11 protein-coding genes are annotated in these 13,024 nt (G+C 42.8%); 6 read left to right on the forward strand and 5 right to left on the reverse strand.

The genetic code is table 11. The annotated features are described in order from the left end of the window. Positions 1–17: 17 nt before the first annotated feature. From pldB to pldA, 3 genes are all read right to left on the reverse strand, one after another. Positions 18–1,013 carry a lysophospholipase L2 gene (pldB, locus tag QS795_RS16170; RefSeq protein WP_286270074.1) on the reverse strand — a complete coding sequence of 332 codons (996 nt, stop codon included), beginning with the start codon at positions 1,011–1,013 and terminating at the stop codon, positions 18–20. A 9-nt stretch (positions 1,014–1,022) separates the two neighbouring features. Continuing rightward, positions 1,023–2,849, reverse strand: coding sequence for an ATP-dependent DNA helicase RecQ (recQ, locus tag QS795_RS16175; protein ID WP_132496325.1), 1,827 nt, complete (start codon positions 2,847–2,849; stop codon positions 1,023–1,025). A 92-nt stretch (positions 2,850–2,941) separates the two neighbouring features. Continuing rightward, a complete protein-coding gene (gene pldA / locus QS795_RS16180; RefSeq protein ID WP_318626640.1) occupies positions 2,942–3,835 on the reverse strand; it encodes a phospholipase A in 894 nt (297 codons plus the stop codon). A 150-nt stretch (positions 3,836–3,985) separates the two neighbouring features. Here pldA and QS795_RS16185 point away from each other — a divergent pair, with 150 nt between their 5' ends. The 6 genes from QS795_RS16185 to prfH all read left to right on the forward strand — a co-directional run bounded on the left by QS795_RS16185 (position 3,986) and on the right by prfH (position 11,916). Beyond that, a complete protein-coding gene (locus tag QS795_RS16185; RefSeq protein WP_154638075.1) occupies positions 3,986–4,456 on the forward strand; it encodes a thioesterase family protein in 471 nt (156 codons plus the stop codon). 167 nt (positions 4,457–4,623) lie between these two features. Next, a complete protein-coding gene (gene rarD / locus QS795_RS16190) occupies positions 4,624–5,517 on the forward strand; it encodes an EamA family transporter RarD (protein WP_286270016.1) in 894 nt (297 codons plus the stop codon). Between the two features lie 683 nt (positions 5,518–6,200). Next, on the forward strand, positions 6,201–7,574 hold the full coding sequence (locus QS795_RS16195; protein WP_286270018.1) for an APC family permease: 1,374 nt from the start codon (positions 6,201–6,203) through the stop codon (positions 7,572–7,574). Positions 7,575–7,669: 95 nt separating this feature from the next. Further along, positions 7,670–9,391 (forward strand): amidohydrolase, encoded by a 1,722-nt coding sequence (locus QS795_RS16200; RefSeq protein WP_286270020.1) that lies wholly within the window; start codon positions 7,670–7,672, stop codon positions 9,389–9,391. Positions 9,392–10,171: 780 nt separating this feature from the next. Beyond that, positions 10,172–11,305, forward strand: a complete 1,134-nt coding sequence (locus QS795_RS16205; protein WP_286270023.1) for an RNA ligase RtcB family protein — start codon at positions 10,172–10,174, stop codon at positions 11,303–11,305. Next, a complete protein-coding gene (gene prfH, locus QS795_RS16210) occupies positions 11,305–11,916 on the forward strand; it encodes a peptide chain release factor H (RefSeq protein WP_286270024.1) in 612 nt (203 codons plus the stop codon). Before QS795_RS16205 ends, prfH begins: the two co-directional genes overlap by 1 nt. A 44-nt stretch (positions 11,917–11,960) precedes the next feature. Here the strand turns inward: prfH and QS795_RS16215 are convergent, their stop codons facing one another. Together QS795_RS16215 and QS795_RS16220 are read right to left on the reverse strand one after the other, a co-directional pair. Beyond that, entirely contained in the window at positions 11,961–12,215 is a 255-nt protein-coding gene (locus QS795_RS16215; RefSeq protein WP_286270027.1) for a hypothetical protein, read from the reverse strand. Between the two features lie 191 nt (positions 12,216–12,406). Beyond that, positions 12,407–12,991, reverse strand: coding sequence for a 2OG-Fe(II) oxygenase (locus tag QS795_RS16220; protein WP_286270028.1), 585 nt, complete (start codon positions 12,989–12,991; stop codon positions 12,407–12,409). Between the last annotated feature and the right edge of the window lie 33 nt (positions 12,992–13,024).

Consider the following 13,024-nt stretch of genomic DNA (forward strand, 5'->3'; position numbering starts at 1 on the left):
AAGATCCCTAATTATGGCTAATGCTGCTCAAAAAAATCACAAATTGCATTGAGTGCCATGGCTCTCAATGCATCTATTTCAAACAGGATTTCGTGGTGAGCCCCTTCGATAATGAGGGGTAATTTTTCTTCTCGTCCTGTTTGCGCTTTTTGCCGACTTTGACAAAAAGCTTGTAGCTCTCGATTACTGACTACCTTCTCTTCACTCGCTTCAAGGAGCATCAGAGGGGTTTCAATCTCTCCCGCTTTCGCAACCAGCTCTTTGCCAATCGCAAAACTTTCTCGTAACCAGTGGTAAGTTGGACCACCGAGACGTAATTCAGGATAATCCGCATAGTAGCGTAAATAACGTCGATAACGCTCTTGGCTATGGGTTAACACATTGATTAAATAAGGTAATGGCTGCCATTTTCCCGTTGAAACCGCATAATCATTTCGCACACTGCGGCGCGGTTCTGCACGCTCAACAATAAAGCTCGCGAGCCAGTGGGGCATTGGTAAATTCACACCAATCATGGGAGCACACAATGCGGCAGCGTCAAATGTCACGCTATCTCGGAGTAAATACCCAGCGAGGATCGCGCCGCCCATCGAATGAGCCAACGCATAGCATTTAGGATAGTGACGATCTCTCACTTCTAAATCAATGAATTTTTCAAAATCATCAATGTAATCTGTGAATTTTTCAACATGCCCTTTTTGGGGATCCGCCAGCATACGGCCTGATCGCCCTTGCCCACGATGATCAATAATAAAAACATCGAATCCTAGATGATAAAAATCGTAGGCGACTTCAGGGTACTTAACGTAACTCTCACTGCGCCCCGGTGAGATAACCACGGCTTTATGGTGCTTTGCATGAATAAAACGTACATAGCGAATAGGAACGTCATCAACACCTAAAAACTCAGCTTCTTCACGTAATTGCCAAAAATCTAAAAGCGGACCGTTGGTAAAGGCCGAAAACTCAGTTTCTCGATTTAACCAACTGGCTTTTAGACTATCTGGCGACATGGGGTTTCCTCATTCATAACCTTCTAGATGATCTTGGATGAGTGTCATAAACGCCTCACCAAAACGCTCTAATTTTTTCTCACCAACCCCATTAATCAGCAATAATTCAACGGGTTTGGTTGGGCAATGCTCTGCCATTTCTATCAACGTTGCATCGTTGAAAACCACAAAAGGCGGGATATTTTCTTCATCCGCAATGGATTTACGTAATTTACGCAATTTGGCAAACAGTTTCTTATCATAATTGCCATGATAAATTTTGTTTTGTTGATTCCGGCTTTTGGTGACTAAAACACGTGGAACCGCTAACTGTAATGGCATTTCACCACGCAGAATGGGCCTAGCCGCTTCCGTTAACTGTAATGCGGAGAAATGCGCGATATTTTGAGTGATCATGCCTAAATGAATTAATTGACGTAAAACGCTCACCCAATGTTCATTAGTCTGCTCTTTACCAATACCATACACCGGTAGTTTATCGTGCCCTAAGTCGCGAATTCGCTGATTGTTAGCGCCTCGTAGCACCTCAACAATATAGCCAATACCAAACCGCTGCCCAACGCGATAAATACAAGAGAGTGCTTTTTGCGCATCCATCAGCCCATCATAACGTTTTGGAGGATCAAGGCAGATATCACAGTTACCACAAGGTTTTTGGCGATTTTCGCCGAAATAGTTCAGTAAAACCAGACGACGACAGGTTTGCGCTTCGGCAAAGGCAGCAATGGCATTTAATTTATGACGTTCAATATCCTGCTGCATTCCCGCTGGTTTTTCTTCTAAACATCGACGGAGCCACGCCATATCAGCAGGATCGTAAAATAGAATGGCTTCGGCTTCGACGCCATCACGCCCTGCTCGTCCCGTTTCTTGGTAATACGCTTCAATGTTACGAGGAATATCAAAGTGCGCCACAAAACGGACGTTGGACTTGTTAATTCCCATTCCAAATGCCACGGTCGCAACCACAATTTGCAGGTTATCTTTCTGGAATGCATCTTGCACCCAGTCACGCTGGGCACTCTCCAAACCAGCATGGTAAGCAGCGACACTCAAGCCACGTTTTTGTAATCTTTCCGCGGTTTCTTCAACTTTACTACGGCTATTACAGTAAACAATCCCTGACTTACCTTTCTGAGCCTTAATAAAAAACCATAATTGATCTAACGGCTTATATTTCTCGACTAAGGTATAGCGGATGTTCGGGCGATCAAAGCTGCTCACATGAACTAATGGGTCATTAAGCTCGAGTAAGCGAATAATATCAGCGCGCGTGGTTTCATCTGCTGTAGCAGTCAGCGCCATCACGGGCACATTCGGTAAGGAATGGCGTAATTGACCTAATGAACGATATTCAGGACGGAAATCATGGCCCCATTGGGAAATACAGTGCGCTTCATCTACCGCTAATAAGGCGATATCCCAGCTACCAATTTGCTGAATGAAATAGTCAGTCAGTAAACGCTCTGGTGCCACATACAGAAGTTTGATTTTCCCTTGAGCGCATAATTCCATAATTTGGCGCTGCTCTAGAGGGGTTTGTGAGGAATTCAAACAAGCCGCTTCAACACCGTGTAACTTGAGTTGATCAACTTGATCCTTCATTAAGGAGATTAAAGGTGACACCACCAGCGTAATGCCTTGTTTAACCAGCGCAGGCACTTGGTAGCAGAGCGATTTTCCGCCCCCTGTTGGCATCAATACTAAGCAGTCACGACCATCGAGAATACCGCCAATGACAGCATCTTGCCCCGGACGAAAGGATTGGTAACCGAACGTGCTATTGAGCACATTTTCAGCCAGTGAAAGTTGATTGATAACGCAAGCGGTAGACACGAATTCCCTCTAGAGGTTGAAACAAATAGCTGCCCGAAAAGAGCAGCTATTGGCAAGATATTACCCTGAAATGACTGGGATGTCTGCCCAGATCACATGATATCGTTAAGCATCACACCGATACCAAAACGTGTTTGGCGATAGTCATAGTCTATCATCGACTCACCATAACCACTAAAAAGTTGGGTATACAAGCGCACGTGCTTTGTCATTGGGTAGCTCCAACCCAACTCGGCATTACCATACCCTGAATTCCAGTTATAGTGTCCGGCAGCTGAAATAACGCTATCCCCAAGTGCATACCCCACTTTTACGCGGTAATAACCGAGATATTTATTAATATCTGGGTTGTCATCGCTGCTTTCACTTTCAGGAATGCGGTACCACGGTTTTAATTCAACTTGCCAGTCACCCTTTTGCGCCATTGCTCGGGCATAAACACGGTTCCAACTACGGGATGTCGGATCGGATCGACCGTTTGATTCATGGTTAAAACCCGTTTCGAATTCACGTAACGTCCAGCCCGCAAATTGGTTATCTAGCGCCCAACCAACAAAAACCTGTGGCTCATAGTTGGTTTCACGAAATGGCGAAGATTCTTTCTTGTTACTTAATTGCCACCAAGAACGCTGAGTATAAGATGCCGCGAGAACGGAGTTTTCCCCCGCGATACCGCGCCAAATAGGAAATGCCAAGCTCAATTGGAATTTCACTTCATCTTTCAGTGCATCATTACCCCAATCATAACTCGCGATGGCTTTCTTATTTATCGAAGACGTATAGGTATAAATGATGTAATTGGGTTCATAAGGATACAGAACGAATGGGTTATCATAATTTTGCAGTAACCCCGAAATAATACTTCCTCGAACGGGTGTATGATTTTCAGTATCCTGCTGTGCCGGTTCGTTGGTATTGTCAGATGCAAAAAGTGAAACAGACCAGAAACAGAGCACAGAACTCAACAACATTTGTAAAGCGCGCATTTGCCATTCCTATTTCAACTGCGGTGAAAAAATTTGTCTCATTTTACACCGAAAAACGATCAACCGTTGAAAGATTATTCATTTGTTTTCTAGATATTAGCACATACATAATGTTAACTTATCATTAACATCATAGACAAGGATCCTAAAATGAATGACCGCATCTATACCTTCGAAGAAGCCAGCAAATTTATGAGTGATGCATTTATCTATAGAATGCCTTTTAATCAATTACTTGGAATTGAGCTTTTACAAATGACGGATGACTTAGTCCAGCTATCTGTGAAAAATCGCCCTGAGCTTATTGGTAATTTCACCCAAAATATTCTGCATGGTGGCGTGATTGCATCCTTATTAGATGTGGCGGGCGGTATGGTGTGTATTAACCGGATCCTGCAACGTATTGAGCCTCTCGTGCATCAAGACATTGCCGAAAAGATGTCCAAAATGGGCACCATTGACTTGCGCGTTGACTATTTGCGCCCTGGCCGCGGAGAGATGTTTATCGCTAGCGCCAGCTTACTACGCGATGGTAATAAAATCGCAGTGACCCGCTGTGAATTACATAATGAGAAAAATCAGCATATTGCTACTGCGACAGCGACCTATTTGATTGGATAATGTGAACAAATTGCATGAAACAATTTGGTAAATAATTAATAACCTCATTAACTAATAGCTTGTAAAAAAACCTGAGCAATGTCACATTAACGACATCACAAATCGAGCCTCTTACATTCTTGGTTTCGATCTCTCAGTTTGACTTTATATCACTTTCAGAGCTATTCATGAGCCAACAAAATACTACCAAAGGCGTACTGTGTGCCTTAGGCGCTTATTTTATTTGGGGTGTCGCTCCCATTTATTTTAAATCCATCAAAGAAGTGCCAGCTGAAGAAATTTTGACTCACCGTATTATTTGGTCATTCTTCTTTATGCTGTTATTACTGACAGTTACGCGCCATTGGAATTATTTCCGCCAAGTCTTAAAACAGCCTAAAAAGATCTTAATTTTAGGTGTAACAGCTGTGACAATTGCGTCTAACTGGCTGATTTATATCTGGGCGGTAAATAACGGGCATATGCTGCAAGCCAGCTTAGGGTATTTTATCAACCCTCTGGTTAACGTCTTGTTTGGCATGATATTTTTACATGAACGCTTCCGCCGAATGCAATGGGTTGCGGTCGGATTAGCGCTCACCGGCGTATTAATTCAACTCTGGCAGTTTGGCTCCGTGCCAATCATTGGATTAAGCCTTGCCGTGACGTTTGCCACCTACGGTTTATTACGTAAAAAATTGGGTGTTGATGCGCAAACTGGTATGACATTTGAAACCTTATGGTTACTCCCTGTCGGTATTATCTTCCTGCTATTCTTTGCAGATAGCCCGACAAGCAACATGACCATGAACAGCTGGCATTTAAACATTCTCCTGATTGCAGCGGGGATTATTACTACGGTGCCATTGTTACTGTTTACTGAAGCCGCTAACCATTTAAGGCTATCAACATTAGGTTTCTTCCAGTATTTAGGCCCAAGCATCATGTTCTTACTTGCCGTCTTTGTGTATGGTGAAGTGATGACCCAAGAATTGTTAATTACATTTGGTTTTATCTGGGTTGCATTAATTTTATTTACTTTAGATGCTTTATATACACAGCAGAAACTCAGAAGAAAATAGAATTTAATTTTCCCTATTATGGGCATTCGTGCCCATAATATCTGACTTAAATTAATATTAACCTGCATATTATATTACCCATTTAATGCACGTTTCATTTAATGGAACTAAAAAGGTTAAATTATTTAATATAATTAGCTTATTTTTATTAAAAATAATTTACCTTTTGGGTATTTTCTTCTTGTTTTAGTTAATTTCAAAATAAAACATTTTATTGTTAAATTTCAATGCATTACAATGCGTTTTATTCCTTGATTTTATCGTAAATTTGATTCATATTTAACTTACATTAAATTCCACCTTATTAATACACCTTTCAAATATCAACCCATTGAAATAAAACAGTATATTTATTTGTTGAAATAAATGATTGCTTAATAGGAACTTGATAATTATATTGTACGCCGCTTGTATTCACCCCAGCGGATGGTAATGGTCCGATTCATTACTGACGTTTCATTAAAGTGCGCACGATGACAGTGATTTATATTCTGTCCTGGTGCGAGGTTTTCTGAAATTGAATACAAGGCGTCTATCCACATACCTAATTAAATGATTTGTGTATGTAAAAAACAAAACATGTAGTGCTATAGCTCAAGTTATATGGCTGCATTTTAGGTTCACTCGGCCTGTGTATTCAGAAAGAGTTAACGTTGTTAAGGGCTTTTGGGAAGGGCTTCAAAATGCAACAGAATACCGTTCAAATGAAACGTGTACTGACCACCCCTGCGTTAGTATTTTTCGGGCTGGCCTATATGGTGCCACTCGGAATTTTTACCACCTATGGACAAGTGACTGTATTAAGTGAAGGGCATCTGCCTATCGCTTATTTAATTACGCTCGCTGCTGTCTTCTTTACTGCCATGAGCTATTGCCGTATGACCAGTGCACTCCCACTTTCTGGGTCTGCTTATTCGTATGTGCAAAAAACCTTTGGTGGCACTCTTGGATTTCTTGTTGGTTGGGCACAACTGCTGGATTATCTATTTCTGCCGATTATTAACTACATTGCGATTGGGATCTTTGTCCACGAAGCTTTCCCGAACATCCCAATGCCAGTGATAATCTGCTCAACCATCGCTGTTGTCAGCATCATGAACATTTTAGGTATCAAATTGGTATCTTGGATGAATATGCTGATTATTTTGATGCAATTTGTCTTCATCGCCATATTCTTGTACATCTGCTTGCAAAACGCGATGGTACTGGATGTTGAAGCACTGATGGCACCGCTCACCGTACTGTCATCACAAGTGTCGGGGTTGTTTGCGGGTGCTGCGGTACTGTGCTTAGCCTTCTTGGGCTTTGATGCCATTTCAACCATGGCCGAAGAGACAAAAGACGCACGTCGTGCTTTACCGAAAGCGATTTTATATACCGTATTTATTGCGGGAGCCTTGTTTATTGCCATCTCTTACGGCGCACATTTAATGTACCCAGTATGGCAAGATTTTCTCCCTAATACGGATGTCGCCAGTATCGCGGTAATGCAGCAAGTAGGCGATAAAATGAAGTGGATCGGCGCCTCCTTAATGGCATCGAGCTTTATTACCGCTTATGTTATCGGTGTATTTGCCTCTGCGATGACCTCGCAAGCCAGTATTGTGCGTATTTTCTATGCAATGGGTCGTGAAGGTGTGCTGCCTCGCTCTATCTTTGCGTATTTGCACCCGCGCCTGAATACACCTGTATATTCCATTATCTTTGTGGCCGTGGCTTCATTAATGTCGCTGGTGTTATCACTCAGCATGGTTGCGTCGATGATTAGCTTTGGTGCGCTGATAGCCTTTACCTTTGTGAACTTATCAGTCATCAAACATTTCTACATTGACCGCAAAGCTTCCTTGGATAATACCAAGTTGCTCACTTGCCTGATCATGCCATCCATTGGGGTTGTTTTAACCTTGTGGTTATGGACAAGCTTAGATGCAGAAGCCTTCACAGTCGGCTTATGCTGGCTAGCGGCAGGGGCAGGCTACCTCACGCTTCTGACTCATGGTTTTACTCGTCGTCCACCTGCTATCTCTGATGCCGAGACTGAGATGATTATCAATTAATCCTCCAGTACCTTTCGTTGATTATGGGGAAGCTTATCTTCCCCATTGTTTTTTGGTTCTGGCTCCGTAGGAGCCCCTGATACAGACGGTTTACGATGAATAATAAAATTGCTGATGTGATTTATTTCAACGGTTATATCTATACCGCAGACAGTCAAGATAGTGTTGTCGACGCTATCGCCTTGAAAGAAGGTTATATTCTTGCAACAGGGACTTCAGATGAATTACACCAATATGTTGGCCCAGAAACCGAGAGCATCGACCTTGAAGGTAAGATGATGATGCCAGGGATCATTGATGGACATATGCACCCATTTTGGGGCGGCATTCAGCTGTTCGGCTGCCATCTTAATTACGAATCCCTGACTATCGACCAAATTTTACAGCGCGTGCAAGATCACCTCGATAAAGATCCTCGCACGGGTGAAAATGACTGGCTAAAAGTCACGGCATGGTTACGCCAAGGCATGTTACCAGCAGGTATTGATATGTACCGTGAAGACATGGACAAGCTCAATACTAAGCGCCCAGTGGTGTTGTTCTCTAATGACTGCCATACCCTCTTAGCCAATAGTCGCGCCCTCGAATTATTCGGGATCACCAAAGAGACCCCTGAGCCACCTGATGGCAAAATCGGTAAATACGAGAATGGCGAACTTAACGGAATTTTAGAAGATGCACCTGCCATGCGTGCTGCGGATAGCATCCCATCTATTCGTGATGAGCAAGCGGTTGAAGTGGCTGAATTAGTCCAAAAAGTATTGAATCAGCAAGGCGTTACCATGGTGATGGATGCCCGTGTTTCTGAACAGCAATTAAGCGCGTTCCACCAACTTCAACAACGTGGTGAACTCACTTTGCGCTTCCAAGCTGCACGCGAAATCACGCCTGATGATACCCCGAATGTGGCTGCCGTTGCGGCTGCTGTCGATAAAGCCGTGGCGTTCGCCAAAAAATGGCACCAAGCGGAGTGGACTCCGACACCGGGTATCGGTCTGCGGAACATCAAAATGTTTGTGGATGGCGTGCTGCAATACCCAACCATGACTGCATCATTATTGCAGCCATACCGCGTGAACAGAGGTACTGATTCAGCGCCAAATTGGGTAGAAACCGATAACTACGGCGACCTCTATTTCACAGCTGAAATCCTAGATGAGCTGCTCGAAAAAATCGCCGCAGCGGGTTACGATCCTCACTTACATACCGTCGGTGAAGGCGCCGTCTCTATCGTGCTGGATGCCATTGAAAAAATGCGTGCGGCTCACCCAGAGAAAGATATCCGCCCAGGCCTTGCTCACAATGAATTGGTTGATGCCAAAGATTATGCCCGTTTTGCGCGCCTGAAAACCATTGCATGCTTATCATTCCAATGGGCAGCACCAACGCCTGAACTGGCTGCTTTCGAGAAAAATATGCTGGGCGAAACCCGTTTCCAACAACTCGAGCCGATCGCTAAGTTTATTGATGCAGGTGCAGTCGTTGCCTTTGGTAGTGACTGGCCAATCGATGATTTTGACGAGTGGTATGACTTGAAAGTCGCCGCAACTCGCCGTGGCCGCGACATTAATGGTCAGCCAGCCCCAAGACTGGATAACGACCGTGATATGACCGTGATCGAGGTTTTACGTTCGGCAACGATTGATTCTGCTTATGCACAACATCGTGAAGATGTTTTAGGATCACTCGAAGCAGGCAAATTCGCGGATATGATCGTGCTGGATCGCAACGTATTTACCATTCCTGCGGATGATATTGAAAATGTGAAAGTGCTCCGTACCATTGTGGGCGGAAAAACGGTTCATATCGCGTCGTAGTTTTTTAATAAGTTAAAATAGTAAAAAGAGCCCCAATTATATTGGGGCTCTTTAGTTTGAGTGCTTGATATCCCAACCGGTAATAAGAAAGAAGAAAGAGTGGGGAATTAGTTGTCATTATCAATATGCAAATAGCTTAATCTATCCTTTATTAAAAATGAGCAACCCAATATTGTTACGCAAATAGAAACTACAGCTATCATTGCATACTTTGTCATTTCTCCTTGACCTCTCTTTTATTAAGAGGCACACTCCCGATTGTTGGGTTGGGAGTGCAGCCTCGTTGGTGAATATCACTAACGGGGCTTTTTCTTTCCCAGACCAAAAATAATGCTTGAACTGAGTAAGATCAAGCACCCAGCAAAGAGTAGCAAAGTTAAAATAGCGAAAATATACCTGTTTGCGCTTATCTTAATGAAATATTTTTATAACATTCAAATCTAGAATTAAATATAAATTTGAGTTTTTCATTTTTATTTATGATGAAAATAATTAATTTCTCATTTATTAATTCCTTTAGGATAAAGATTAATTTCACACCTTTTTTATTTTCCCTCTTGCAAAACAAAAAAGTTCCCGTTAATATCCGCCGCGTTTTCATTCATTCAATCAATTCACTGCAAGGAGGTTCATCATGACAACAATTAATCAAACTCTTTGCGGGCAGACTCAGAAATAGTCTTAGACGTTAAAAATCGTTTTAAACGTTAGTTCAGCTATCTTCTCAAAACTTGCCTGCTAATCACCTTATTTTTCACATTAAAAATGAGTTAATAGCTTATGGGCAATACCCTTCATTCTGTGGGCGAACATATTCGTTATATCGCGACAGAATCTACATGGATTGAAAGTAAAGCAATCCAACAATTACAAACAACCGCTAATTTACCCGACATGGTGTCTGTGGTCGGCATGCCTGACTTACACCCAGGGCGTGGCTATCCAATTGGCGCAGCATTTTTCTCGGCTAAACGCTTCTACCCAGCGTTGGTGGGTAACGATATCGGCTGTGGCATGAGCCTGTTCCAGACGGATATTAAGCGCGCCAAAGTCAACTTGGATAAGCTGGAAAAACAGCTGTCTGAAATGACGGATCATGCCCCGCAAGAGTGGCTAGATGAGCACGTTCCTGAATCCATGAAATCCCATGATTTTATGGCATCACTCAGCTCCATCGGTGGCGGTAACCATTTCGCAGAGTTTCAATCCGTCGATAAAATCATAAACCAAGAACTGTTTGAGCAAAGCGGTCTTGATAAACAAAAATTGTTGTTGCTTGTGCACAGTGGCTCGCGCGGGTTGGGGCAATCCATTCTTCGCAAACATGTTGAGCAACATAACCATAATGGGCTGGATGAGCAATCTGTTGAGGCTGAGATTTACCTCAATGCACACCAAGATGCGCTACAGTTTGCGCAGATCAATCGCCAGTTGATTGGACTGCGCATGATGCAGCAAGTTAAGGCTTCGGGGGAGCAACGTTTAGACCTCAACCATAATCTTGTGGAGCCATGCCGTATCGACGGGATAGATGGCTGGTTACATCGTAAAGGAGCAACACCTTCAGATAGAGGTTTTGTGGTTATTCCCGGCTCTCGCGGTGATTACAGTTATTTGGTGGCACCGGTTGCCAGTGATTTGAGTTTGAATTCCCTTGCTCATGGCGCTGGGCGAAAATGGATGCGAACGGAATGCAAAGGTCGTTTATCACATAAATATACGCCATTACAGCTATCCCGAACCGCATTGGGCAGTCGCGTTATTTGTGCAAACAAACAATTGATTTATGAAGAAGCACCGCAATCCTATAAATCCATTGAGACCGTTATCGAAAGCATGGTAAATGTCGGCATCATTCAGGTTATTGCTCGCTTAGCGCCAGTGATCACTTATAAAACGAGCGGAGATTGCTAATGGCATTATTACAATTTTCCTCAGCTCAAGGGCCTGATGAATGCTGCATTGCTGTCGCAAAAGCGTTTTCCTATTTTTTAAAAGAGGCAGCTTTGCAGAATGTTCAAGTGGATGTGTTGGAATCTTTTCCCTCAAAACAGGGGCTAAAGTCCGTATTAGTCTCCTTAGAGGGGAAACAGAGCGAGCAACTGGTCAACGCGTGGAGTGGCACCGTTCAGTGGCAATGTCAAAGCCCCCTGCGACCACGTCATAAACGTAAAAACTGGTTTATTAGCATAACCACGTTTACGCCTCTCCAGCCTTTAGAAGAGAGTGAAATCGAATATGAATTCACGAAATCTCAAGGAGCTGGCGGTCAGCATGTGAATAAAACCTGTTCTGCAGTGCGTGCCAAGCATGTCGCGACGGGGATCTGCGTGAAAGTCCAATCGGAGCGTAGCCAGCATGCTAATAAGAGACTGGCGAAAGAGTTAATTCAGTGGAAGCTCAGTGAGTTTCAGTCTCAGCAACTGAGCTCTCTAGATAAACAGCGCCATCTTTCTCACTATCAAATTGAACGAGGAAATGCCGCATTAGTTTTTGCTGGGAAAGAGTTTAAGCGGGTTAACTAAGTTATGGGAAGCCACAATAAATCTGTGGCTCCCCAATTTGCTACCTAGTAGCAATACAGGTCACCAAGGATAATTTCACAATTAATAGTTTTTGTCTCAAATGCACTCAACAGATTGTTATCAACCGAGCTAACATCTGTTGAATCTAATACAGCTATTTGCTCAATCATCATCGATTCATTTTCATAGCCATTAAAACAGTCAGAAATTAGCGGTTCATCTATTTCTTGTTTATTATGGAGTGACTTTTCTTCTTGCTGAATAAAGAGATCTAATAATACATCTTTTAAATTAATCATATAATTCATCCTTTATTTATATTTAAATTAATAAAATTCATTATCTTCATACCAACCAAGATAATAAATTTAAAATAAAGGCAGAGTGTTTAAAAAACAAACTTATTATTTATATGTAAGCTCAAGTTTTATTATTAAGGTGATTAATTTACAGCCCGCCCCTTTGCAGAGGCGGCATAGACGAGAAAGGGTTACAGTATTTTTTCAGTCAGGAACCAACCGGCAATACTTTCACGCTTTTTTTGGGTAGGTAGAACTTCATGGGGAAAATCTTCAGACATAAAAAAGACCATGCGGCCCGCTAATGGCTCCAAGGTAAATAGCGCGTTATCCTGCATGTCATACATCACAATTTCACCACCATCCCCCTGCTGCCATGACTCATTCATATACAGTACAGTGGTGACTCGACGACGCCCTTGCCCACGGAAGTTATCCACATGCTTTTTATAGAATCCACCATTAGGATAACGACAAAAATGGGTTTCAAAGTCTCGTAATCCAAGGAATAACTGACAGTTAAGTTCCTGACGCAAGCTTTCCATCTTATCCAGATAATAAAGGACAGGCGCCCCCATTTCTGGTTCAAGCCACACCGTTTGATCGCCGCGGATCGTTTTGTTGTCTTGTAACGTGTTTTGATAGCCAATACGCGCGTCTTGCAGCGTATTGGGGATACAACTTTTAATAGCCTGAGTTTCTGATAGGTTCAGAAAATCGTCCCACACATACCAGCCCTGTGTGGAAAGTGAATCAATAAGTTGATTGATAGACATGATGAATCTATGAATGGTTATTAGGTAAGATTT

It is taken from the genome of Providencia zhijiangensis, from assembly GCF_030315915.2.
GTDB lineage: Bacteria > Pseudomonadota > Gammaproteobacteria > Enterobacterales > Enterobacteriaceae > Providencia > Providencia zhijiangensis.

Excerpts from the sequence above, each read along its gene's own strand:
- QS795_RS16205 (WP_286270023.1), top strand. The coding sequence starts at position 10,172 with ATGGGCAATACCCTTCATTCTGTGGGCGAACATATTCGTTATATCGCG.
- QS795_RS16220 (WP_286270028.1), bottom strand. The coding sequence starts at position 12,991 with ATGTCTATCAATCAACTTATTGATTCACTTTCCACACAGGGCTGGTAT.
- rarD (WP_286270016.1), top strand. The coding sequence starts at position 4,624 with ATGAGCCAACAAAATACTACCAAAGGCGTACTGTGTGCCTTAGGCGCT.
- QS795_RS16195 (WP_286270018.1), top strand. The coding sequence starts at position 6,201 with ATGCAACAGAATACCGTTCAAATGAAACGTGTACTGACCACCCCTGCG.
- prfH (WP_286270024.1), top strand. The coding sequence starts at position 11,305 with ATGGCATTATTACAATTTTCCTCAGCTCAAGGGCCTGATGAATGCTGC.
- pldA (WP_318626640.1), bottom strand. The coding sequence starts at position 3,835 with ATGCGCGCTTTACAAATGTTGTTGAGTTCTGTGCTCTGTTTCTGGTCT.
- QS795_RS16185 (WP_154638075.1), top strand. The coding sequence starts at position 3,986 with ATGAATGACCGCATCTATACCTTCGAAGAAGCCAGCAAATTTATGAGT.
- pldB (WP_286270074.1), bottom strand. The coding sequence starts at position 1,013 with ATGTCGCCAGATAGTCTAAAAGCCAGTTGGTTAAATCGAGAAACTGAG.
- QS795_RS16215 (WP_286270027.1), bottom strand. The coding sequence starts at position 12,215 with ATGATTAATTTAAAAGATGTATTATTAGATCTCTTTATTCAGCAAGAA.
- QS795_RS16200 (WP_286270020.1), top strand. The coding sequence starts at position 7,670 with ATGAATAATAAAATTGCTGATGTGATTTATTTCAACGGTTATATCTAT.